Genomic DNA, 24,070 nt, shown 5'->3' with positions numbered 1-24,070 from the left:
TCCTCGAACAGAAACGCCTCGGCAAACTCGTCCGCCCCGCCGCCATCTACACCGGACCCGCGCCCCGCAACCCCGAGTCCGTCGAGGGCTGGGACCAAATCCCCCACACCAGCTGACCTCTCGACGTCGTCGAGGAGTGCAATATGGACGACGACTCCTTGGAAAGGACGTAGCCGTCGCCGTCGGATATCAGTTTTCTGTCAGTCGCTTTCGGTGCTGTCGAGGGTGGCGAGGAGATCGGCGAGGAGTTTGTCGGCTTCGTCCTCGATACCGTCGAGGACGTCGGTGACGTCTTCGAGGTGGTGTGTGGGCGTTACGGCGGGCGTCGATTCCGCAGTCGCAGTAGCCCTGGTCCAGCGCGACATCAGCCACGGCCTGGGCCGGTGCGTCCTCGCCTGACTTCGTCGTGGGCCTCCTGGCCGGGGGCCGCTTGTGTACCGGCGCCTGACCTGCCAAGTGAGCCCGGACCAAGACAGCGATGGAATGCCCGGTCAGCGGATCCGGCTCGAAGGGGGTCCACTGTTCGCCGCCCGCGTCATCCACCTCGGCATCCGCGGACTCTGGACCATCGCGGTTGCGAAGAAGCCGGCCGAAAAGGCCGCCCTCTGGGGGGCACTGCGGGCCTACCTCACCGACTCCGACCACACCGACCTGGAACCCGAATGAACTGCTGCACTGCAGAACCCGCAGCCTGCTACACCGCCCGCGTTCGCGGAGCCCGGTCCGTCGATCTCCCAACCGCCGCTCGATTCGACCGGTCCGACCGTGTTCAACCTGGACGGGGCGAAGAAATCCAAGGCGCTGTCCAACCCGATCGCGCGGCTGATGAGCCTGGCCCAGAACAGCCGTCAGGCCCCGCCCGAATGGGAGTTCCGCACCGACGGTCCCGCGCACGCACCTCGCTTCACCGCCACCGTGCACCTCGCCGGCCACACCGCCACCGCGGAGGCGACCTCGAAAACCGCGGCGAAGACCGCATCGGCCGCCGCGCTCTTCGAGGCACTTTTCGCATGACAGTGATGGCCCCGTGCGGTCTTGTACTTACCGCGGCAACACCGGTCGGGCGCCGGGGCCCGCCAAGCTCGTCGAGTTCCTCAGCGCCCGCCTCGCGCCACCGCGGCTGGTCACCACCGACGGGCATCCGATGGCCCTGTGCCGGGCCGTGTTCAAGGTGGCCGACACCGCTGGGATCCGGCGCAAGCTCAGAAAGTGTTTTGAAAGTGTCACGCCGCGCGGGTCGACTGCCAAGGACGTCGTCGGCGGGCGGGGCGAGTCGTCGGGTCATCAGTCCGATCATTGCCGATTTGATAATCGCCTCCGAGTGCGCGGGGAGGCGTTCGTAGTCGTGGTCGAGTCGACGGCAACGCACGATCCACGCCAGGGTCCGTTCGATCAGCCAACGGTGTGGCAACACACTGAATCCGATCCTCCCCTTGGGTTTCCGCACGATATCGAGCGTCATCCGGCAATGCTCGGCGACCCAGGCGACGAGGCGTCCGGCGTAGCCGCCATCTGCCCACACCAACACCATCCACGGCATCACTGTCTTCGCCCGGGACAACGCCAGGCGCCCGCCATCTCGATCTTGCACGCTCGCCGCGGTCACCAGCACGACCACCAACAGGCCCAGCAAGTCCGTGACCACGTGTCGCTTCCTGCCGTTGACCCGTTTCCGCCGTCCCATCCGCGGGTGTCCGCGCCTACCGTGTCGGCGCCCTTGACCGCCTGCGCGTCGACCATCCCCGCCGACGCCATCGGATCCCGGCCGCTACGGTCACGGAGCTTCGCCCGCAGCGCGTCGTGGATGCGGTCGGTCACCCCAGACTCGTTCCACCGCCGGAAATACCCGAAAACGGTCTGCCAGGGCGGGAAGTCATGCGGGAGCTGCCACCACGAGCAACCAGTGCGATTGACGTAGAGGATCCCCTCCACGATCCGCCGTCGATCGTGAATCGCCGGGCGACCACCCGGCAGCGCCGCGGGCACCATCGGTGCGATCAACTCCCATTGGGCATCGCTCAGATCGGACGGATACGGCGTCGGCTTGCGACGTTTCCTGCGAGCAACCACAACTCCATCATGCTGCCGCCAGCCGGTCCGCTGCGCCCGAATCGAACAGAGGGAACTGCTCCACAACGAAGCCATCACACTCGCAGACCGCTCTTCGCGCGGCTCCTGATCCTGCTCTTCAGCCAGCCAGCGTCCAAGATCGTCACTCTCACGGTCGACCACCTCACCCAAACAGACGGAACCATGAGCCTCCAACTCGGCAACAAGCCCCTCGAGTTGCCGGCTCCCGTGGACGCGATGGCCATCCAGCTTGTCGCCAAACGCACCAACTACATACAGATCGCCCGCGTCGAGGACCAACCCTGGCTCTTCCCCGGCGCACACCCCGGACGACCACTCACCGCGTCCCGAATGTCCATTCGCATGAACCGCATCGGCATCCACGTCCGGTCCAGCCGCCAAGCGACACTGATCGATCTTGCAGCACAGCTGCCACATCCGGTGCTGAGTCAGCTCCTGGGCATCCAGGCCAGCACAGCGAGCAAATGGAGCACAAACGCCGGGGCCAGCAACGGCAGGTATGCCGCACAACTCATACGACGGACCCGCGGCGAGTCTGACCAGTCAGCAGGTGCAACGGGGGCCGAACCGAATCGTGTCGAGTCACCGTCGAGCATGTGAAAGCGTCAGCACGAACAGGGGCAGGTTTCAATTCATTTCTCGCAGAAAGTCCGGCCTCTCGGAATTCGACCGAGATTCCGACGAATTCCGACGGTTCTGTTAGCCAGCCTTGCCAGTACCCTCCCGCAGTGAGGTGTCCCGCGCCAGATACCGGTCGACGACGGTGCGGCGGAACCGCAGCCGGGCCGGGGATACCGCGAAAGCGGACCATCGTGCTGGTGTCGGATTTGGTGGGCAGCGGTTCACCGGGTACGGACATGGCGGTGAGCTGCGCGGCGACCCTGCCGCGCAGCGGATCCGGGGCTTTCACGCAGACCGTGCCGCCTGCTGCAGGGCGTCCTTGTTGCGTTCCATCAGCCGGCCGATCTCATCGTCGGTCAGCAGTCCGCGGTAGTAGGCGCGTTCGACCTCGTCCCAACTACCGGGCTCGTACGCATCCGCCGAAATACCGCCGCTGACCGGGACCCGGCCGAAGGTGAAGGCCCAGTCCAACAGCACCTGCATCATCCCGGTATCGCTGATCTGGCCGGCGGTGCGGCGGTCGATGACCTCGGTCGGGGTCCGATCGAGCAGGGCCGGGTTCTCCAGCACGGTGCGCAGCATGCGGTGAATCGTCGGTTGCGAGATTCCGATGTGCTCATGGATGACCCGTTGGGTGATGTGGGCGGCGTTCGCCTCGGCCACCGCCCGCAGGACGTCGAGGTCGGCGACCCGGCGGCGGGCGGCCGCAGCATCGAGTGCGGCGACAGCCTTGTGGTCGATGGTGTCCACGACAAGCACCTCCTCGCGTGATTCAAAATGAATCATCCCACTTCAGAGTACCCACACCCGCCCGACACCGTCCACCGCAGCCCCGACCGATCCACCCCACGCCGGGCGAGTGGCCGATCACACTGAACGGCCCCACCGAAAGGGCCCGACCGAGCTCCCGGGCAGATCACGGGTCCGTGGCACCCTGTAACCGCAGCCGACCCGGCAGACGAGATGACGCGCAAGCGTGTGCGCCGAGCCGGCTGTGCGGTGCCGGTGGATACCTGCGAAGTGACGTGCCGGCGCTGCCCCCTTCCCCGCCGGCCAATCGCGAGTCGCACTGTGTACCGGCCGGCGGGGTCGAGGCCGCCCGAGTCTGGGAGCGAGCGGCGCTGACCACCTTACGACGGCAAGCCCGGCCACCCGGTTGGCGGTCTCGGCGCGGTCCGATACCGACGACGGCGGCGGCGGTATAGGCGGCCCCCACCGCGTCCTACTCTGCCGCAGTGAGGTTCGCCCGCCGTCACGACGCCGAAGTGCGGTTACCGGCGCCTCGGAGGGTATTGCTCGGTGATCTCGCTCGTCTCCCGGGCTAGGAACTGTGTATCCACATCTCAGGGGTAAGCCCCCTACGACCTGCACCGGCTGAAAACCCCCAACCGCATCGTCCGGATCGAGGGCACCCACCGGTACCGCGTCACCGACCACGGACTCGACACCGCGAAGTTCCTCACCTGTGTCCACGACCGGGTCCTGCGCACCGGCCTGGCCGAACTCGCCACCCCGACAACCACTCCCAGCCGCCTCCGAGCGGTTGCGACCGCGTACCGCACCGCGGTTGATACCTTCACCGGCACAACGCAACTCGCAGCCTGAAACAAACACCAAGCCGTCGAACGCGACCCGAACACCACAAACTTGACTCTATAATCCTGCTGCGCCATCTTTAGCTACCTAGGTGCTGACTGGCAAGAGGGCCTCGCCAAGCCAGCGGGCGATGGCTACCATCCTGGCGTCGGTGCCCGGCTGACCCATTACCTGGACTCCGAGCGGCAGACCGTGGACTGACAACATCGGCACATTCACCGCGGGGGCTCCCAGCAACGAGCTCGGCATGCCGAAGGCAGGGTCGCCAGTGGGCCAGCGAGTCAACTCCTCTCCGGGAACGTCTCCCAGCCACTCCGGGGCAGGGCCGACGGAGGAAGGTGCTATGACCGCGTCCACCCGGGTGCCCAGGTTGGCATACGTCGCGCGCACGGCCGCACGGCGTTGCAGCGACTCCTCGTAACCGGTCGCTCCCAGCTGCTGTCCCACCTCGATGAAGAAGCGCTTTGTACGCAGGCTGAAACCATCCGGATTCGATGCAATGGAATCTCGCAGCGCCCAGTAGTGTTCCCAGGCGGTCATCGCGTTCGTAAAGTTCGTCGCGCCGTCGAGGGCTTGCTCGAAACGTTCCACCGCCCAGTCGTCCGTCCTGCGAAGGACGGTCACACCGTTCGCTTGGATCTGCTCGATGACCCGTTCGAATGCTCGGCGGCTGGATTCGTCGAGTCGCTGCCAGCCTTCGGCCTCCATCACAGCAAGGGTCATCGGCTTCCGGGACGGCGGCGTTGTTGCAGGCCCGGACATGGCTGGGCGGCCGGGATCACCGCCGGCCCGGGATGCAATCTCGATTGCCACCAGCCACATGTCCTCCGGGCATCCAGCCAGAACGCCGTGTGCCGTCATGCTGGCGGTCTGTCGCTCTCCGCGGTTGATCGCTCCCTGGGTGGGCTTGAGACCCCAGCTTCCCGAGAAGCTGGCCGGTCGCATCAGTGAGCTTCCGGTTTGCGTCGCGATCGTCGCAGGGACCATTCTTGCTCCTACGGCGGCACCAGAGCCGGACGACGAGCCGCCGGGAGTGTGGCGAGGGTTGAACGGATTTGTGGTCTTGCTAGGTTCTGGGCCCCCGAACTCTGTAGTCACAGTCTTGCCGAGCACCACCGCTCCTGCTTGGCGCAACGCCCACACCGCCGCGTTGTCCCGTCTCGGAAAATTGCCAGCATAGGCCGCAGAACCCATCTGCGTCGGCATATCCCGAGTCTCCAATAGGTCCTTGATGCCGATCGGCATGCCGTCGATCAGAGACAGCGGTTCCCCGCGACGCCACCGCTCCGCGCTGGCATCGGCCTGAGCCCGGGCACCGGACTCGTTCAGTACGACCCACGCCTGAACGACCGGTTCCCGATCGGCAATGGTGGCAAGACACCGCTCCAGATAGTCCCGCGGTGAGTCTTCTCCTGCGCGGAACGCCTTTGTTACAGTGTGGAACCGCAGCGCTTCGAAGCTGGCCGGGTCGTATGCAATTGTGGATTCAGCCATCGTGTCTTTCACAGATTCGCCCCTGACGTTGACGTTTAGATGAGCAAACCGTCGCTTCGCCTGGCGACCAAGGACGGTGAAACAAGGTGACGTACCAGACTCGCGTCTTACGGCTCAGACGGATCGGATGATCAAACTCATGGGTTCGCCTCCGATTGAGCCTCAACGCCGCCGCGCGAACCGGACTGCTAGCCACGCCCAGCTCGTACGCCACCCCGGCGACGCACCGCGTCGATCAGCATCGTCAGCCAGTACGCCGGGTGATGCGTGCCATATTGCGGGCTGACGTGCTATATGACGGAACATTAGCAGATTAGCGCAATCAGTCAAGACCGAACCTCTCACCTACTCGTGATTTTGGTGCGCACATCGCGACGATCCTGTCGGCGCGCTCGCCTCCTCGACGAAGGGGACTTCCGGATTGCCGATCATCATCGGGCCGTCGAGTGTGAACGCTGGGTTCACTCAGTCCGACAGGATCCACGGGCGGAGGCCGCGACTGCGCCGATACAACGACACCTCCAAGCCCGCGGCGCTCCCGTCCCCAATGTGAGGATCGGCAAGCCTGCATCACCACACAGCAGTCCGGCACTACCCGTGCCGAGATGCGAGATGGCTGTGCGGTGAGTGGTACGCTGTTGGCCCGAAGCGCAAGCGAGAGGGTGACGGCGACGTGACCGAAGAAGGTAAGCCGAGCAGCATTCGGTCGATGAACAGCGTGCTCAGCACACTTCGCGTTCTCGAAGAGGTTGCCGTGCGACAACCGATCGGCGTCTCAGATCTGGCGCGCGCAACGCAAATTCCCAAAAGCTCGGTTCAGCGATGCCTGATCACTCTCCAGCAGGCTGGCTGGCTGAGGATCGTGGACAGCGAACATGCGCGGTGGGGTGTGACGATGAAAGCTCTCGCCATCGGGCTACGCGGGGCCGGCGAGCAAGACCTCCGAGATCTGGCAGCCCCGGTTATCAAACGCCTAGCTGCCGAGACCGACGAGACCGTTTTTCTTGGCCTCCGCGACGGCGAAGACTACGTCATCGTTGCGAGAGAGGACAGCACGCAGGTAGTCCGCGTCTTCCTCGAAACCGGCACGCGCCTGCCCCTTCAAGTCACCTCGGCGGGCGTCGCAATAATGGCCCGCCTAGAGCCCACCGAGATCGACGAACTGCTAAAGCACGAGATTAAGGAATTCGCGGACTCCCCCGCACCGAGCGCCGACGAGCTGCGAGAGGAGATCGCGCGAACCGCAGATCGGGGCTATGCAATAAATATGTCTGCGTGGTACCGGCCGCACGTCACGTCAATCGGCGCGGCCATCACAGACTCGGCTGGACGACCCATTGCAGCACTCACGCTGTCCATCCCGCAGATGCGCTACCGCAGCGTTCAACAGAAAGACTTGGCACAGTTGACCGTCGTGGCCGCGGACGAGATCAGCAAGCTAGTCGCGTCGGCCTGAAAGCGCACTAGAACCAATACGTTGCCGCCCAGACATTCAGGCACTCAGCCGACGCCGCCAAGCTGAGACCCCGGGGGGGGATTTGTCGCTCTCCATGGTCCTCTGCGAGCGGTCTGACGCCGCTCCTCAGGACATCGACCGGATAGTACACGTCAACCGTCAACCTGAATCTTCTCCACTGACTGGCCGATTGGGCCGGCCCGGTGTCCACGACATCGACGGTTGCTACGCCGAACGTGATCCGTGGGGGGCCCGCTGACAACTTCCGTAAAGGCTAGAGGGAAACTTCTTCGGCCGCTTCATTTCGCCGTCACAGGTCTCGCACTCAAGCCCGGCGTCCGTCATGGTAGCCACTCAGATTCTCCTGGCATAAACCAGTGCGCCGCAACTCGGCCCGGTCGAGTCTCGCGCAACAGAGGTCCATGTCCAAAGTTCCAGCTCGTGAGCACAGCCTTGCGCAGGTCCACGTCCAACATCGATACAGTGCGCCTGAAAAGGCGATACCTCAAGAATCGCACACAAGCCATGGACTGCCCAAACAAGCTGCATGACAGAATATCTCAGCTGGGTTGTTGGAATCTGATCTGCCCAGTTCCCGGAGACGCATGACATTTCTAGCCGAAACTACCCGTCCACGGGCCGGAAGTGCTGCGCGAAGGTGGGGAGCGTCTGAACAACCGTCCGCGGAGGAACCTCGACAAGCGCACAACAGCAGAGTTTTTCGCGGAAGATGTGGCGCCATGAATCTCCAGTGATGTGACGACTTCTCGAGTTCGCCCCTTAAACAGTGAACTGGGATCGCGGTCAGTAATATTGACGTCGTTTCCACCGCGCAGTCGTGGACACGCGGGACCACGTCGCCCAGTCAGAATTCCGCTCCGGCGGACCCTGCCGCTGACACCACATCAGGTGAGTGCGGAGAAATCCAGGTGGGTTCCGCCCTGACTCATTCAAGACGGGGGTGCGGCGTCAAACATTGGTGCGGTCGAGGTACACGGCGACCGATCTTTCCAGGTCAGTGGATGTCCACTCCCGGTCCCAGGGGAATGCCGAGGGTGTACCAAACAATGAAGAATGCCGACCACGCTATCAGGACGACAAATGAGATGGGCACTGTGAAGGACATCAAGGTGCCAATGCCGGCGTTCTTCCAGTACCGCTGTATGTATCCCAGGGCGAGTACGAAATACGGGAGCATTGGGGTGACGGGATTAGTGACCGAGTCGCCGATCTGAAATGCGACCATTGCTGCTTCCGGCGACATGCCGACGTACATCATCATGGGCACCAGGACGGGAGCGAGGATCGACCACATCGCAGAACCACTACTGATAACCATATTGAGCACGCAAATGGCGGGGATGATGGTTAGCAGAATTACCAAGGGGGGCGCATTCATTGAGTCGATGAGATTCGCTCCTCCAACGATCAGGACCTTTCCAATTCCTGTCCAGTTGAAGTAGGCCAAGAACTGTGAGACGGCAAAGAACAGCACGATGACGGGTGCGATCCTGCTGATACCTTCCGACATGACGTCTGGAATGTCGGACAGTGACGGGATGCTTTTCACTGTTCGGCCGTATACGAAGCCCAGAATCGCGAACAGCAGGCTGATGAAGACAGCGATGTTCTCCACAACCACCGATTCGACGATACTTCCGCCCTCGCCGATCAGTTGTGAATCCGGTGCCAGTAGCATGGCCGACACCAACACGATGTACAGCACGAAAGTGACTCCAGCCAATCGCAGCCCCCGTCGCTCAGCGGGCGCCAGACGAACACTCAGGTTCTCATCTTCGCCCTGACGATCGGTCGCGGTGATGGCAGAGCGCCCGTCGGGTGTGGCGGAGGTTGGATCGTCGTGTTCCGTCGAGACGGCTGCAAAGTCAGGACGTCTCGCCAAAACAAGCTCAATGATCAGGGTGATTACCACTGCAAGAAAGATGGACGACGCCGCGGAGAAATAGTAGAGCGCAACCGGGGTCACCACGTAGTTGGGGTCGACGAGCTGCGCAGCCGCGGATGTCAGAGAGGTCCGGAGCGCGTCGTTTGGCGTGACCATAGGACTCGCGGCGGTTGCCACGGCCGTTGCCGTGTAAGCCACCATGACGCCGAGCACTGGGCTTCGACCCGCCGCGCGGAAGGCCAAAGCTCCCAGCGGAAGCATCACGAGGAACGCCGAGTCGCTCATGACATGTGCGAGCATCGCGCTGAATACGATCGCAAATGTCACCCATCGGGCGGGGAGTCGAACGACTGTGACCCGGAGAAGTGCTGTGAGGAAACCGCTTTTCTCGGCGATGCTGACTCCGAGGAAGACCACGACAATCACCGCAAGTGGTGGGAACTTAGCGAAGTTGTCCAATGCAGAATCTGCGGCAAACGCGATTCCGTTGAACGATAGCAGGTTCTGGACGACAACGACTTCGTCGGAATCCGGCAACATTACGGAAACACCGAATAGAGAGAGGACGAGGCTGGCGACACCTAGCGCCCCGGCCAGGATCCAGAAGAGCCAGAACGGATGTGGCAGTTTGTTTCCGCAGCGCTCAATCGCGACGATTAGGCGGTATAGGCCGTTCAATTTGGTATGGGTATCGGAGTTGCCGATTTGGGTCGTCGTCATCTTGCCCACCTTCCGGAAATGATGAGGGGACGGACTGTCGTTGCTGCGCACCGAGTCGGCCCAACCAGCCAGGATGAAACGGTCGCGGGTGGTCTTTGGGGTTTGTCGGTCATGATTTCGGTCGCCGCCGGGCGCCTCAGGATCGGCACCCGAAGTGATCGCTGTGTGCGATAAGGCAGTGTGACGTGCTTGATGCTCATCCGATCGACGCCTGCGTAATTGTTGTCACCGACTCGATCGCGTGCTTCCTGTGATCGAAGGAGATTGTGATGTGGGGGACGATACGACCGCGAATTCCCCTCACGCTCAGCGCACATCTTGGCCGGATCCTCCTCCGAGCCAGAAGCAGAGCCGCTCTGACGATGACTGGGATCGGGCAACTCGATGGCAGGAAACTCGACTCGGCGCTCCCAGAGGGGACCGACCTGCCGTCGGAAGGTTTGGGCATCGGACGGTCATAAGCTTGGACCTCTTTCGTCGGCTGATACCCCCAGCCGATGTGTCGCGATTCGGCACGGTGTGCCTAGGTACGGTTAGAGTGTCAGGGCTCACAGGTTGTGTCAAGAAAAACTTCGTGCAGGCCGATTGGTTGCACGGGTTCACTTCCCGTGCCCGCGTGCCGTCGACAGAACGTGAAAACTAATGGCGGTGTAGGCCGGCCGTCTGACACCTACGTGAAATCCAAAGTCGAACCCTCGGGTCCGATCGGCGTGGTGGTCGCGTACGAGGCGGTGGTGGAATCGCGTCGGGAAGCGTCGCGCGGGAGTCGGTGCGCCCGTCCCGGCGCGCCACCACCGTTCGCCGGTTGACGATTGCCGCGTGAGCCAGCGGCAGGAAGCTACCTCTGATCATCGACACGCGGCCTATGACCGCTCGGGCGAAGACCGAGATCCTGCCGCTAGCTGGGGTCATGAACGGCCGATCGGGTGTCGGCTCAGCAGAGCCCTCCCATTAGTACGCCGCGTGCCCCTGCGGGATTCTCCCGGCAATCGGACGAAGGTGAGAGACGAATGGTGAAGATAATTTGTGGGATCGACTGAGACGAAGACCACCTGCGCGCCCCAGGACCGGCGTTCTATGCGATGGCCTTACTTGCCGCGTCCCGGTATCGGGAGCGGCATTCGGTCGCGTGGGCGAAGTTCGATCATGCCGATGCGGTCATGCTCGCCAACATTGCGCGCACCGCACGATGTCGCGCTCGGAGGCGGCCCGCGGACACCGATCTCGCGCAGGCGATCTCTGTACTCACCCGCGCCGGCCAGGACACCGCGTGGAATCGGCAACAGATCGCCAACCAGCTGCGTTCGGTGTTGCGCGAGTACTTCCCGGCGGCACTGGAAGCATTTCGGGAGGTCAAGTACGGGCTGGCCAGCGTCGAGGCCCTCATCATCTTGGCCGCGACCCCGACACCGGCGCGAGCTCGCACGCTCGCGGAAGGCCAGCTACGGGATCTTCTCGTCACGGCGGGACGGCAGCGCGGTATCGACGAGTGGGTCGATCCTCTCCACCACCTCTTCTCAACGGAGCAGCTGCGCCGCTTACCTGGTGCGGAACCGGCATTCATTGGCGAACAGGCACGTAGTAGGCACCATGCAGCTCGATGCGGCCGGCCGGGAGGCTGACCCTTTCGCGACCGAAACCCAGCTTGTTCTCGAGCGGCATCCCGACGTGCCGATCCTGACCAGCCCTCCCGGGTTGGGCGCACTGTCGGAGGCCCGGATGCTCGGCGAGATCGGAGATGACCGTGCCCGGTTCACCGACGCCCGCAACTTACGTGCCGGTTCCGCTCCGCCCACAGGATCACGAGATTCACGCCAGATCCACTGGCTACCTGGACATCAACACCATGGCTGCGTTCTCCCTCCGCCACCCCGACCCTCGCCGGCACGCCTAGCGAGGCCGTGCCCACGACTGCCGACCCCTACTGACCAGGCGCGTGTTGCGACGAATCCATCCGCATCGGCGTGTCCGGGTTGGCCTCCTGTCACAATGCCCCCGGCGCCCGCGGCTTGGCTCCGCGATGCCAGTCGGTAGGTGGCGGTTGGCGAATCGTCGATTCCGCTCTTCGGGTGTGCTTGGTTTCAATTTCCCACCCGACGATCAGTCCGTCGTATGAGTCCATGGCAAACGCACACACGAGGGCCGCGGTGACGAGCCTGAGGTAGAGATCCCACGCGGGTCTCGTGCCAGTGGGCGATGGTGATCGGGTTGTGCTGTCAATGCTGGCGTGGGATGCCCCGCGTGGAAGCTGGCATGAGCCGTCTACGTTGCGATGCGCACGAGTGGTGCATCCTCAGATGGCGGGTATCGAGCATAGAAAACCACCATAGCCGTCCAGGGTTGCAGGACGAGGTACTACCCATCCTCGTCAGTACCGAGTGCCGGTTAGTTCTGACAAGTTTTCGAATACACAGCAATATTCGGCACCTGTCGCCGCTGGCGTTCATCAAATGCGCACCGATGCCAGAATCACCGGAATGGCATCCCAAACCGCTCAGGTGATGAGCGGACGCACGTCACACCACAGGGCGATCGGTCGACGGCAAGAATCCTTCAAAGCTGTTGTCGCGCTTGCGTAACCAGTGGGATATCCGATTCGGGGCGAACGCGTATGGATCTTCTACGCCGAGCTTGCGTGCGGCATCAATGGGCCATTTGGGGTTGTGTAGCAGCTCGCGGCCAAGGGCTACCAGATCCGCCTGTCCGTTGGCGATGATGTCGTTGGCTTGTTCGGCATGGACGATGTAACCCACGGCCATGGTCTTCACCGAGGTCTCGGTGCGAATTCGCTCCGAGTACGGCACCTGATACCCGTAGCCGCTGGGCGCTCCGCCGAAGTCTGGCTTTCCGGTGAGACCTCCGGAGCTGCAGTCGATTACGTCGACGCCATGCATCTGCAGTAGGCGGACGAGCTCGATGGTCTGCTCGATGCTCCACTCTGCATCGACGCTGGATACGCGGACGAACAGCGGTTTGCGGTCCGGCCACACCGTGCGAATGCCGTCGACGATCTCCACGAGCAACCTCGATCGGTTTTCCGGCGAGCCGCCGTACCGGTCGGTGCGGTGATTGGTGAGCGGCGAGAGGAACGTATGGATGAGATACCCGTGGGCCGCATGAATCTCGAGTACTTCGTACCCGGCTTCGTCAGCTCGCCTGGCTGTGTTGATCCAGCCGTCGATGGCGTCAGAAATATCCCTAGACGTCATCTCTCGGGGCACCTCACTGCCTGGTAAGCCCGAGGCGAACGGGCTGGGCGCCAACAGTTGCCAGTCCTCGCTCGCCGGCGGATTGGGTTCGTGCGCCGCCCAAGGCGGGTTACGCCGTGCCTTGCGTCCGCAGTGCAGCAACTGAATCCCGGGCACGGCACCGCCGGACGTGATGACATCGACGAGTCGGGCGAAGTGCGGGACCATGGCGTCGTTCCAGATACCCAGGTCGCTGATCGTGCCCCGGGCCTTGCGATCGACACTGGTTCCTTCCTGGAAGACAAGGCCGGCGCCGCCCTCGGCAAAGCCCCCGAGCGTAACGGTGTGTGTCGCCGTCGGCGCGCCATTGTCGCCGGAGTATTGCCACATCGGCGACGCCACGATGCGGTTCTTGAGCTGAACTCCGCGAATCTGCAGCGGGCTGAAAAGTTCTGATGTCATCTAAAACACTCCTAACATGGGCCTGGCCGCAAAAATTCTCTCGCGGGGGCTACCGAGTCAATGCTACCAGTAGATACATAGTTCCGCATTGCGGCATGACCCCGGTGGGTGGATGAAACAAATGTGAAATCCGGGGAAAGTTCTGAGATGAGCCTGCATGCTGTGACCTGATCAGCCGACCACCGCGTCATCGTTTAACGCATCCTCTCCTGCAGCGGCCGGCGGCACTGCTCCTTCGCATGGCCTCGTGCGAACGAACTCGGCGTCACTGCAACGCAAATCCAGTCGTACCGACCGAAGGACGATCAACGGAACGAAAAACGCCTCCCAGCGAACCGACGCCCGAGGCAGCCGTCTACCAGTTAACCGAGCAGCGCAACATCGCCCTGCTGGATGCCTCCGCTTCTCCACTCCGCCATGGGTGGCCGACCACCGGTCTGAGACTGACCAACGTGTCTGGGCATCGTCATTAGGCGGACGCGATTGCTTGGCCAATCTCCTCGGCCGCGTCGATCGTCAACTGCGCCAAATTGCCCTCGACGAGAGACTCGAACCGCACCTGTGGAATAGAGAGGGTAAGGCCCGCGATCGGCTTGCCTTCCGCATTCATGATCGCCGTGCCGATCGAGGTGACATGCGGTCGGTACCACGTCGAGATGTTCGCTGCGTAGCCTTTCGCGACCGCTTGCGCAATCTCGGGCCGGAGTTGCTCAGGGCTTGCCACCTGACCGTTGACGAGTTCGGTCATCTCTCTCGCGAGGATGTCCTCTACCTCCGCGGGTTCAAGCCGCGCCATGATCGCGACGCCCGCCGAGGTGGCGCGTAGCGGCACTCGCTCCCCGATCTCTATGAATACGCGCACCACATGCGAACTGTCCTCCCGCGCGATTACCAGGAGGTCGTCGCCGTCACGAAGGCCTAAAAGAACCGTTTCGCCCGTTTCCGCGGCGAGACGCTGGATGGTCGGTCCGGCTAGGCTGCGGAGATCTTGTTCGCCGGCGCCGCGCAGCCCGATCGCCAGGGCCTTCATGGTGACACCCCACCATGCACGCTGAGGATCGGTGATCCGCAGCCAGCCTGCTTGCTTCAGCGTAACCAGACTACGCTGCACCGAACTCTTGGGGATCTGGGTGATTCGGGCCAGCTCGGACACCCCGACCGGCTGGCGGACGGCCACTTCTTCAAGCACTCGAAGGGTACTAAGCACGCTATTCATCGACCGAATGCTGCTCGCGTTGCTGCCTGAGGCCACCTCAACGTCCTAGTCTTCCGACGGGTCGGGGAACACCTTGTACTATACCACCATGCGGTGCAACGTGCCTTATGACGGCACATGCGATTGTTGTTTGCAAAGGATTCCAGATCGTTCTACTATGCGATACACCGTGCCATTTAGAGCAGAGCCTTTCGATGGTTTAGCGGTGGCGGGAGGTGTAGTGGTCGCCGACCCGCCTCGTTCGGTGCGACGTCGCAGAGTCCTGGTGGGACCACATTCTTGGAAGCTCGGACTGGCGACCGAGCGCCGACATCAGTACAGACCGGAACAGACCTCACCAATGCGCGACACGACGCAGCAGCGCCAAGACACAGAGAGAAGGTGGCCTCCGTTGACCAGCCCCGCCGCCCAACCGTCCGACTATGAATCTTTTCGCTACCTGAACCGTGGAGTTGACTTTCCCGCCATCGATTTGGCGGACCCCAACCATCGGCGCAGCACCTTCGATGCCGGACTCAGCGAGGAGGAGCGCGCCCGGGTTGAACGAATTTTCGCCGACAACGTGATCATCAGCCTGCATGATCACCCACAGATGCTGCCATCCAACCCGTCGGAACTGTTTCCCTATCTCCACGGCCGGCACGAGTACACGGCCTATACCGCGCTTGCGGACTCGGGCCTGAACGCAATCTTCGACAACCTGTTCGGCATCATCGGTACCAGCACCTCCGCAGGGTGGAAGTGGGACGACATCGTCACCACGCTCGGGATGCGCCTTGCCGACCTCGCTCACCGCGATGGTGTGACGGTCGCGCACACCGTCGGCGACATCCTCGATGCCAAGCGCGATGGCAACCTCGCGTTCGTATTGGGCACCGAATCCGCCGGATTCATCGAAAACGAGCTGGACCGAATCGATATTCTCTACGGATTCGGTATTCGGCAGATGGGACTGGTCTACTCCGATTCCAACTCCCTCGGCAGTGGGCAGAAGGAGGACCGAGACGCTGGGCTCACAACCTTCGGGCGCCGCGCAGTTGAGCGCATGAATGCACTTGGCATCCTCGTGGACGTCTCGCATGCCAGCGATCAGACCTCGCTCGACGCCATCGAGGCCTCAACCAAGCCCATCGCCATCACCCATGCCGGTGCACGGTCGGTCTGGCCGATCCCACGTATGAAGCCCGACGATGTCCTCAAGGCCTGTGCCGAACGCGGCGGCGTCCTGGGCCTCGAGGCAGCACCGCATACCACTGTCTCCTATGACCACCGCACCCACACCATCGAATCGGTCATGGACCACTTCGAATACGCCGTAGACCTGATGGGTATCGAGCACGTCACCTTCGGGCCCGACGGATTCTATGGCGATCACATCGGGTTCCATCATGCGGCGGGCGGTGGCCTCGGCGTGGCAAAGATGTTTGACACCAACGGAGTCGACTACAATCCCGTCGAGTACGTTGACGGCCTGGAAAATCCCAGCGAGAATTTTCGCAATATCGCGGGATGGCTGGTCCGCCACGGATACAGCGACAGCGACATCCGCGCCGTGTTGGGCGGCAACGTGTTGCGCGTGCTACGAGAGGTATGGCGGTGACAGACGTCCTGAGCGCTGTTTACGCCGGAAGTTCGAGTGCAATCTGACATTGAACCAGAACGGTCGAGGGGGCAAGGCGAGGCGCGTCCAGGGCGGTGGCGAGGGCGCCGGTTTCGACGCGTGGTTACTCTGATACGCGCGGGTTGGCCACCGCAGGAGCGCCATTCGGCTGGCGTGGGTCGCTCGTCTAATGTCGAGCGTGATCGCAACCTGCAGTGAGGATTGCTCAGTAGGCCGCTCGCGCAGTCACTCCCAGGCGCTGCCGTCGCCACCGCGCGATTCGTCTGCAAGGTAGCTGGCCCTTTTCACCTGGTCGCTTGGCGACAGCGAGGCAAGGTAGACTCCTCGTAGCGAAGAACCGATCTTGCCACCCGCCGAGTTGACGACCGCACTCGCAACCGGATGCATAACGAGGAACGGGATCTCGGGTATCGGTACGGCCAGCGACCAACACCAGCTGGCGAGTTCGCCGGCGATCGCGGTACTCGTCGGCGCTGGGCATTTACGGCGGGCGTCAGTCCGATCCAGCGGGTGGCGCTGCAAATCCGCTCCGAGACGATACCGGAGTTTGTAGTGCCAGCCTGGCTCGAGAAGATGTGTGGGGTTGCCGAACTTCATGATCGATCCCAGCGAGCGGCCGCGCCGACGGAGCGTTCGGTGGGCACCAGCCCGAGATAGGCGCCGATCTCGCGTCCGATCACGCGCCGCCAGCCGTCGATCTCCACGGCCAATCCGAACCCGGTTAGCGTCGATACCTCGCGCAGGCTGCCGAGCCGAATCACCACCAGGGTTAGCCACCGTCGGTGGCCATCTCGGTAATCGCCACATCCAGCCGATCCAGCCGGTGAATCGGCTTCTCAGAGACCGGGTTCACCGTCGATACCGAGGTCGCCGGACTGCCGACCGCATTCGTAGCAGTGTCGGCCGGGTCGAGAGATTACGCGTTCGGAATCTGCACTTCGACGCGCTTCGGGCATTGGCCCGCTTGCGTGCACAACGTCATCGCCGCCCGGCCGTAAGCCGCGCTCGCCACCCGGCGCCGACGAACTTTCGGCCTGACGGTCCGGACGCGTAGGTAAACCTCTCGGCGAGCAAACATCGCATTGTCGATCACGGCGAATCCGAGGGGACCCATGCAGCCGACGTGGTACGCCCCTCCTGAAAGACATCGTCGAGCGTGAGCGTCGCGCCGCACGCCAATGGCGAACCGCCTACCACGGGCACGGTAGCCATGTCTCACGGCCGTAGAGCGCGCTCCATGCAGCCGACGCCACGGTCATCGCACAGACAGCGACCGGGTTCCTGCGCTAGTTGCACGATGCGATCCAAGTGCACCATTGGGAAAGAATCAGGATCCGAGGTAACTGTCATCGCCGATTGTCCGTCGTCGACTGCATGGTCCGCAGTGGCACTCTCGGCGCGGACCATAATGGAGAGGGTCCAACGTATCTCCAAGGCTGTCATGATCGCATCCGACACCAGGGCAGCGTTTGGACACAGCGTCGATATGCCCGCATTTTCCTGCAGGAGCCGCTCCTAGCGCCGATCTTTCAGTCTCTTCGTGCACTACCGCAACTCTGGAGAATTCAGTAAGTCGGTGCGCCATTGATGCTTGCACCGGTACCGATCCCGGTCCACTACGCCGTCGGCAGTGCCGACGACAGAGCAGTCCACACTCTCTCTTCGACACGGCAGACACCGCCACCTCGGCTCACACCATCAACAAGTCGCCGGCACTACCGGCGTGCCGCCCGCGGTCACCGTCGTGGCAGTGACTCGTGACACACGATGGGTCCCCCTTCCCACATGGTCAGTTGGGCGATGCTCGCCCAGGGCGAGAACATCACCTCCTGCATACCTGTTTGACGAGTCTTCACGAGATGGGCTACATCGACTCCGCCGACCGCGATGCACCACACGTGCGGATAGACGCACTGGGTGACCGCCGGCCTTGAGTTGGGGTTGCGGGAGGGCGCCTCTCACCCGTGTTCGTGGGTTACCGAGCGGGAATCCATGCCCGGTCTTTCCGACAGTGGTGGGATGCCCCGGTGATTACAGAGCGTACGAGTGTCGGCCTCGGTGTGCACGCACGATCGGGAGCTGCCGCAGCGATCGACGGTGTCACCGGTGAAGTATTTCAGACGCGGTTGACGTCCTATGAGCACGTCCAGTCCTGGATCGCGGATCTACCCGATCCGGCCGCTGTCGTATATCACCGGTCCTGGCGGGCTGGTGCTGGGTCGCTGGCGGTCATTCACCGCTGATCGTCCACCTCACCTGCCTGCTCGTCGAGTCGGTGGTGGAAGCGCGTGGATGACTCGCGGCACCGCTACTACGAGTACACCTCCGGGGCGACGCTCGATTCTACACGCGCGAATGCGATCCAGCCGAAACATTCTCCTGCGGTGGTCAACCCGCGTCTATCAGTCTGACCGCGCGTCGCTATATCAACACGCTCACCACACGGACTCGCCGAGAAAGCAACGAGGCGCCGGCGGGGTAGCTCCCCGCCGGCGCATCGATCTTCCTCAACACGGGTTCGATGTCGGGAATGGCGGCGCACAGATGGCCACGTTCACCATGGCGAACGTGGCGATCTGCATCCACTGCTGCCCTCGGGTTCGAGCCTTCGCAGCTGTCGGAGCGCTTCGACGACGCCTCAGTCGAGAGGCTTACCTCTCGTCTCAGGCATGGTCAGGTAGACCACAAGTCCGAACACTGCCGCAGCAGTGCAATACACCCATAGCCAGTCGCTGATCCCCTTCTCATACATCCACGTCATGAGATACGGTGCGGTTCCGCCGAACAAGGCAACGCAAATCGAGTACGGCATCCCAATCCCGGTCGCACGCACTTCGGGAGGGAACTGCTCTGCCATAATCGCCGCCAGGTTGGCCGAGTACCCGAGCATTAGTATGAGTGCCACGATTTGGATCACGAGGTACGACCAGAATCCTCCGTCGAGAAGTTTCAGCGCTGGCCAGGAGAAGACCACGAAGCCACCTGCGAAAAGAGCCATGGTGGCTCGGCGACCGAACCGATCCGAAGCCAGGCCGGCAAAAGGCAGCAACACGATGAACAAGAGCATGCCGATGGTGTTGGCGGTCAGCGCGCTACTCAATGACATACCCGTGGTGACATGCGCGTACGTAGGCAGGTAGGTCACGAAGATGTTGTACAGAACCATACCCGCGATATTGATGCTGAAGACACGCAGGATGGATCCCGGATGGTCACGCACCATCTGCACGAACGCGCTACGGCGCTCACCGGAATTCCCACGCCGTTCCTCGCCACGGTGGAATGAATCGTTCTCATCCACCGATCTGCGCACCCAGAGCGCCACGACGCCAAACCCGGAGGCAACGACGAAGCCGAGCCTCCATCCCCAACTGTCGAGGGCATCTTTGGAGAGGGCAGAGGTGAGAACCGCACCCAGCGCCGAAGCGATGAGCAAGCCGGCACCGACTGAGACCTGCTGAAACGAGCCGGCGAATGCGCGGCGTCTCGGCGACGCAGATTCGACGAGAAATGCTGAGGCTATACCAAATTCACCACCAGCGGCGAATCCCTGCACGAGTCGTGCGACAACCAGGATGACAGGCGCCAGGAAGCCGATTTTGCTGTAGGAAGGGGCCAACCCGATGACCAGCGTCGCACCGGACATGAGGGCTACCGTGAGTACAAGACTCTTCTTTCGGCCGTGTTTGTCGGCGTAGGAACCGAGTACAGCTGCACCGACCGGCCGGATTGTAAATCCGACCGCAAAGATGGCCAGGGTGGACAACAGCGCCGCCGCATCGTTACCAGCCGGGAAAAACTGATGTGCGAATATGGACGAGAAGGTGGCGAAGATGCACCAGTCGAGGAACTCGACCATATTTCCCACACTGCCGGCGATGATCTTTCGTCGCCGGTCTACCCCGATTGCGGTGGCAGATCCTTCGGGGGACGATTCACTGCGGTCGGCCATAGCTACGCGCACATCATCATCGTGTGGAATCCTCTGGTGTACATCAGGATTGTTGCGGTTCATCATTGTGGTATCACCACTCCAAGTATGTTCGTCGGGGTCGGAAGAATGTCAGATTGTTGTGCCGTGGTGCGCGTGAATTCAGAAGCAACAGGCGGGGTACGCGTCTTGGATCGACCAGCTTGAGCCGCCCGCGGGAGCCGAGCAGGTAAGTCTCGGGTAGACGAATGGCGTCGTTCGGATAGTCGCCTGCGTATTGTCCGGCGACTCCCTCGAAAACCACACGGTTGCAGCCCCTTCCGCAAGTTGAAATAGATCGGGAGAGCCAGAACTGCCGACCTCACACCGGATGATCGCGCTGGGGCGACCGCCGGACCTCGGGGTCAGTTAGCCTTCATCTCCTGCAGATATCAGCCCCATGCCACGATAAGGTACGGCGTTCCACTTAGGTCATGACGTTAATCACGTAGTGGCAGCGTGTCAACGCCGGGCTGGCGAGCTTGTGGATTTGGCACAGAAAATTTACATATCCGACTTGCAGAGCCCGAGGAGCAACGGGGATCGAGACCTTCGGATCCGGCGACGCGACCTCGCATGATGATTTCAGCAACTCGTCGGGACCTTAGTTCCGAATGAACCGCTTTCCTTTGCACCCGAAATGGCCCGCGCTGACGAGAAGGCATGCCCACAGCGGTAACAGGGCCGACCCTTGGGTGACGCGCCCCACGCCAACAACCTGCGCTAGATGTAATTCCTGGGGACGTTGTGAACGCCGACGCGGCGATGGGTGACAGTCCGCCGATCCTGGTGTGGGGTCGGTGGCCATCGCAATGATGCAACCAGCAGGCGACTGATCTCGAGCACCGCATGGCCGATCCGGAGATGGTCGCGAGAACCTTGAGAAGCGCCGCGCAACCGCTGGCGTGTTTGGGCAGAACCTTGCACCTGGCGCAGTGGCACGGATGGGCCTCGATGCTCAGTCGCTTCGCCCGCGCCGATCCCACTGATTCCAGTCCCTCTATGCCCGCAGACAGCGGCGTGTCACCATTGCGTGCGGGCGGACAGTACCCGCGCGGTACGTTCTCGTTCCGCCGCACTGGGCACTCGGGGGCTACACCTTGTCTAGGTCGTCTTCGTCGAACAGCGGTCGAATGCCCTTCGCAGCCATGATGTGGTCGTTGCTCGTCCCTGCGGCGATCATCGGCCAGACGAGGGCGTCGTCGCTGACGACGAAGTCGATGACCACCGGCCGGTCGGTGATCGCCCGCGCCTGCTCGATGACCGATTCCACGTCTTCCTCACGCTCACAGCGCAGGGCGACGCAGCCGAGCGCGTCGGCCAGTTTGACGAAGTCGGGGATCCGGCGCGAGTGGGTGGCGAGGTCGATGCTGCAGTAGCGTCCGTCGTAGTGGACGGCCTGGAGTTGCTTGACCATGCCGAGGTTGCCGTTGTTGATCAGGGCCACCTTGATCGGCACACCCTCGATCGCGGCCGTCGCCAGTTCCTGATTGGTCATCTGGAAGCAACCGTCACCGTCGATGGCCCACACCTCCTTCTCGGGCGCAGCGAGTTTCGCGCCGAGCGCGGCGGGCACGGCGTATCCCATCGTGCCGAGGCCGCCGGAGTTCAGCCAGGTCCGCGGCTTCTCGAAGCCGACGAAGTGCGCCGCCCACATCTGGTGCTGGCCGACACCGGAGACGTAGATCGCGTCGGGGCCGGCCGCCTTTCCGACCGCCTCGATCACCAGTTGCGGCGACAGCATGCCGTCGGCCGGGCGGTCGTAGCTCACCGGGTAGGTTTCTCGCACCTCGTCCAGCGATGCGCGCCAGCCCTGCAGGTCCGGGGCGCCGCCGGCGGCACGTTCGAGGCGGAGCGCGGCGATCAGGGCCCGGAGCGTTTCCCGGCAGTCGCCGACGATGGGGACGTCCACCTCGCGGTTCTTGCCGATCTCGGCCGGGTCGATGTCGGCGTGGATCACCTGCGCATGCGGGGCGAACGAGGCCGCATGCCCGGTGACGCGGTCGTCGAATCGCGCGCCGAGGGTGATCAGCAGGTCGCTGCGCTGCAACGCGGCCACGGCGGCGACGGTCCCGTGCATGCCCGGCATGCCGTAGTGCAGCGGGTGGCTGTCGGGGAACGCGCCGAGCGCCATCAGGGTGGTGACGACCGGGATGCCGGTCAGTTCGGCGAGTTCACGCAGCTCAGCCGCGGCGTCGGCCTTGATCACGCCGCCGCCGACGTAGAGCACCGGGGCGGCGGCGGAGTTGATCAGTGCGGCGCCCGCGCGGACCTGCTTGCTGTGCGGCTTCGTCACCGGACGGTACCCGGGCAGCTGCCGCTCCGGCGGCCACGAGAACGTGGTGATCGCCTGCAGGACGTCCTTCGGGATGTCGACGAGCACCGCGCCGGGCCGGCCGCTGGAGGCGATGTGGAAGGCCTCGGCGATGATGCGAGGAATGTCCGCGGGGTCGGTGACCAGGAAGTTGTGTTTGGTGATCGGCATCGTGATACCGCAGATGTCGGCTTCCTGGAAGGCATCGGTGCCGATCAGCCCGCGGCCGACCTGGCCGGTGATCGCCACGACCGGGACGGAGTCCATCTGCGCGTCCGCGAGCGGGGTCACGAGGTTGGTCGCTCCGGGGCCGGAGGTGGCCACGCAGACCCCGACCTTGCCGGTCGCCTGGGCATAGCCGGTGGCGGCGTGCCCGGCACCCTGCTCGTGACGGACCAGCACGTGCCGCACCCGGGTCGATTCGAGCAGCGGGTCGTAGACGGGCAGGATCGCACCACCGGGGATGCCGAACACGCACTCGACGCCCAGCTCCTCCAACGCGCGCACGACGGCCTGCGCCCCGGTCACCCGCTGCGGAAGGTGACGGATGTCAGCGCAGGTACGGCGAGCTGGGCGGTCGAGTTGGGTCGGTGCACTCACGGGAATCCTCGGATCGAAATCGGGTGTCGGATCGGCACGGTCGACGACGACTCGGATGCGACGCCTTCGCGACCTGCCGGACATCCTCGGGATCGGAGGATGGTGCGCAAGGAGAGACAACTGCTCGGGGGTGGGCGAGCTCGAGCGACCAGTCAAGCACCACCGCAGCCAACCCACAATCGCCGCCGCCGCCGCTGCGCAGACTGCACACGAACTGCCGACCCGGCGGAAGTACGGTGGGCACAATGCTCACGAGTGTGCCCGATCAGTCCTTGTCGGCGAGTTGTTTCAGCAGCGGGGTGAGGCGGTAGTCGACGAATTTGCGCATCACGAGTGCGGTGGTCGTCTTCTCCACCCCGTCGACGTCGAGGATCTGGCCGGCGATGCGGTAGAGGTCGTCGGCGTCGCGGGCGACGACGTGCACGAGGAGGTCGGTGACGCCGCTGAGCCCATGAACCTCCACCACTTCGGGTATTTTGTTGAGCGCCTGCGCAATTCGTGACAATTTCCGTTGCATGACGCTCGTGAGGACGAAGGCGGTCAGTGGGTACCCAAGCGCTCCCGGGTCGATCCGCCGCTCGAAGGATTGCAGGACGCCCTGTTTCTCGAGCTTGCCGAGGCGGGCCTGCACCGTGTTTCGGGACAGTCCCGTCTTGTCGGCCAGCGCGATCACGGTTGCCCGCGGATCCTCGTTGAGGGCGTCGAGGATTCGGGCGTCGATGGAATCGCCGGTGGTCGTGCTGGGCATATTGCCAACCTCCAGCTGGGATGCGATCGCACTGGTGTGCAGAATGCTGAAATTCTGCGAGGGGTGT

18 protein-coding genes and 1 pseudogene are annotated in these 24,070 nt (G+C 63.1%); 6 read left to right on the top strand and 13 right to left on the bottom strand.

Annotation, left to right across the window (positions count from 1 at the left end; translation table 11 throughout):
* A pseudogene (locus P3H15_RS32110) lies at nucleotides 1-116 on the top strand (citrate (Si)-synthase); the annotation flags it as partial.
* Nucleotides 117-200: 84 nt separating this feature from the next.
* Here the strand turns inward: P3H15_RS32110 and P3H15_RS32105 are convergent.
* A complete protein-coding gene (locus P3H15_RS32105) occupies nucleotides 201-365 on the bottom strand; it encodes a hypothetical protein (protein ID WP_276140910.1) in 165 nt (54 codons plus the stop codon).
* Between the two features lie 118 nt (nucleotides 366-483).
* Here P3H15_RS32105 and P3H15_RS32100 point away from each other — a divergent pair, with 118 nt between their 5' ends.
* Nucleotides 484-666: a hypothetical protein gene (locus P3H15_RS32100; protein WP_276140909.1), complete on the top strand. Its 183-nt coding sequence runs from the start codon at nucleotides 484-486 to the stop codon at nucleotides 664-666.
* Between the two features lie 99 nt (nucleotides 667-765).
* A complete protein-coding gene (locus tag P3H15_RS32095) occupies nucleotides 766-1,014 on the top strand; it encodes a double-stranded RNA binding motif domain-containing protein (RefSeq protein WP_276140908.1) in 249 nt (82 codons plus the stop codon).
* Here the strand turns inward: P3H15_RS32095 and P3H15_RS55825 are convergent.
* The 4 genes from P3H15_RS55825 to P3H15_RS32080 all read right to left on the bottom strand — a co-directional run bounded on the left by P3H15_RS55825 (nucleotide 905) and on the right by P3H15_RS32080 (nucleotide 5,814).
* Nucleotides 905-1,684, bottom strand: a complete 780-nt coding sequence (locus P3H15_RS55825) for a transposase (protein WP_369426210.1) — start codon at nucleotides 1,682-1,684, stop codon at nucleotides 905-907. The genes P3H15_RS32095 and P3H15_RS55825 overlap by 110 nt on opposite strands.
* Complete coding sequence (locus tag P3H15_RS32090; protein ID WP_276140907.1) at nucleotides 1,603-2,370, bottom strand: IS5 family transposase; 768 nt, start codon at nucleotides 2,368-2,370, stop codon at nucleotides 1,603-1,605. The genes P3H15_RS55825 and P3H15_RS32090 overlap by 82 nt, the downstream gene beginning before the upstream one ends.
* A gap of 627 nt (nucleotides 2,371-2,997) precedes the next feature.
* The gene (locus P3H15_RS32085) at nucleotides 2,998-3,462 is read right to left on the bottom strand and encodes a helix-turn-helix domain-containing protein (RefSeq protein ID WP_276140906.1); all 465 of its coding nucleotides are present in this window, start codon (nucleotides 3,460-3,462) and stop codon (nucleotides 2,998-3,000) included.
* Nucleotides 3,463-4,395: 933 nt separating this feature from the next.
* Nucleotides 4,396-5,814 carry an amidase gene (locus P3H15_RS32080; protein WP_276140905.1) on the bottom strand — a complete coding sequence of 473 codons (1,419 nt, stop codon included), beginning with the start codon at nucleotides 5,812-5,814 and terminating at the stop codon, nucleotides 4,396-4,398.
* 697 nt (nucleotides 5,815-6,511) lie between these two features.
* Here P3H15_RS32080 and P3H15_RS32075 point away from each other — a divergent pair.
* Nucleotides 6,512-7,258 (top strand): IclR family transcriptional regulator, encoded by a 747-nt coding sequence (locus P3H15_RS32075; protein ID WP_276140904.1) that lies wholly within the window; start codon nucleotides 6,512-6,514, stop codon nucleotides 7,256-7,258.
* A gap of 1,015 nt (nucleotides 7,259-8,273) precedes the next feature.
* Here the strand turns inward: P3H15_RS32075 and P3H15_RS32070 are convergent.
* Nucleotides 8,274-9,884, bottom strand: coding sequence for an AbgT family transporter (locus P3H15_RS32070; protein ID WP_276140903.1), 1,611 nt, complete (start codon nucleotides 9,882-9,884; stop codon nucleotides 8,274-8,276).
* 1,082 nt (nucleotides 9,885-10,966) lie between these two features.
* Here P3H15_RS32070 and P3H15_RS32065 point away from each other — a divergent pair.
* Complete coding sequence (locus P3H15_RS32065; RefSeq protein WP_276140902.1) at nucleotides 10,967-11,506, top strand: transposase; 540 nt, start codon at nucleotides 10,967-10,969, stop codon at nucleotides 11,504-11,506.
* Nucleotides 11,507-12,400: 894 nt separating this feature from the next.
* Here the strand turns inward: P3H15_RS32065 and P3H15_RS32060 are convergent.
* Nucleotides 12,401-13,534, bottom strand: a complete 1,134-nt coding sequence (locus P3H15_RS32060; protein ID WP_276140901.1) for an NADH:flavin oxidoreductase/NADH oxidase — start codon at nucleotides 13,532-13,534, stop codon at nucleotides 12,401-12,403.
* A 469-nt stretch (nucleotides 13,535-14,003) separates the two neighbouring features.
* Nucleotides 14,004-14,723 carry an IclR family transcriptional regulator gene (locus P3H15_RS32055; protein WP_276140900.1) on the bottom strand — a complete coding sequence of 240 codons (720 nt, stop codon included), beginning with the start codon at nucleotides 14,721-14,723 and terminating at the stop codon, nucleotides 14,004-14,006.
* 418 nt (nucleotides 14,724-15,141) lie between these two features.
* Between P3H15_RS32055 and P3H15_RS32050 the strand changes: the two genes are divergently transcribed.
* Entirely contained in the window at nucleotides 15,142-16,350 is a 1,209-nt protein-coding gene (locus tag P3H15_RS32050) for a dipeptidase (protein ID WP_276140899.1), read from the top strand.
* A gap of 246 nt (nucleotides 16,351-16,596) precedes the next feature.
* Here the strand turns inward: P3H15_RS32050 and P3H15_RS32045 are convergent, their stop codons facing one another.
* From P3H15_RS32045 to P3H15_RS32025, 5 genes are all read right to left on the bottom strand, one after another.
* Nucleotides 16,597-16,968 (bottom strand): hypothetical protein, encoded by a 372-nt coding sequence (locus P3H15_RS32045; RefSeq protein WP_276140898.1) that lies wholly within the window; start codon nucleotides 16,966-16,968, stop codon nucleotides 16,597-16,599.
* Nucleotides 16,965-17,135, bottom strand: coding sequence for a hypothetical protein (locus P3H15_RS32040; protein WP_276140897.1), 171 nt, complete (start codon nucleotides 17,133-17,135; stop codon nucleotides 16,965-16,967). The genes P3H15_RS32045 and P3H15_RS32040 overlap by 4 nt, the downstream gene beginning before the upstream one ends.
* 1,874 nt (nucleotides 17,136-19,009) lie before the next feature.
* Entirely contained in the window at nucleotides 19,010-20,389 is a 1,380-nt protein-coding gene (locus P3H15_RS32035) for an MFS transporter (protein ID WP_276140896.1), read from the bottom strand.
* A gap of 1,045 nt (nucleotides 20,390-21,434) precedes the next feature.
* A complete protein-coding gene (locus P3H15_RS32030; RefSeq protein ID WP_276140895.1) occupies nucleotides 21,435-23,339 on the bottom strand; it encodes an acetolactate synthase large subunit in 1,905 nt (634 codons plus the stop codon).
* 181 nt (nucleotides 23,340-23,520) lie between these two features.
* Nucleotides 23,521-24,003: an Lrp/AsnC family transcriptional regulator gene (locus P3H15_RS32025; RefSeq protein ID WP_276140894.1), complete on the bottom strand. Its 483-nt coding sequence runs from the start codon at nucleotides 24,001-24,003 to the stop codon at nucleotides 23,521-23,523.
* Nucleotides 24,004-24,070 lie beyond the last annotated feature (67 nt).

This window comes from Rhodococcus sp. T2V (assembly GCF_029269925.1).
Taxonomy (GTDB): domain Bacteria; phylum Actinomycetota; class Actinomycetes; order Mycobacteriales; family Mycobacteriaceae; genus Rhodococcus_F; species Rhodococcus_F koreensis.
Note: the sequence above shows the minus strand (reverse complement) of the source record. Positions and strands in the feature narration are given on the sequence as shown.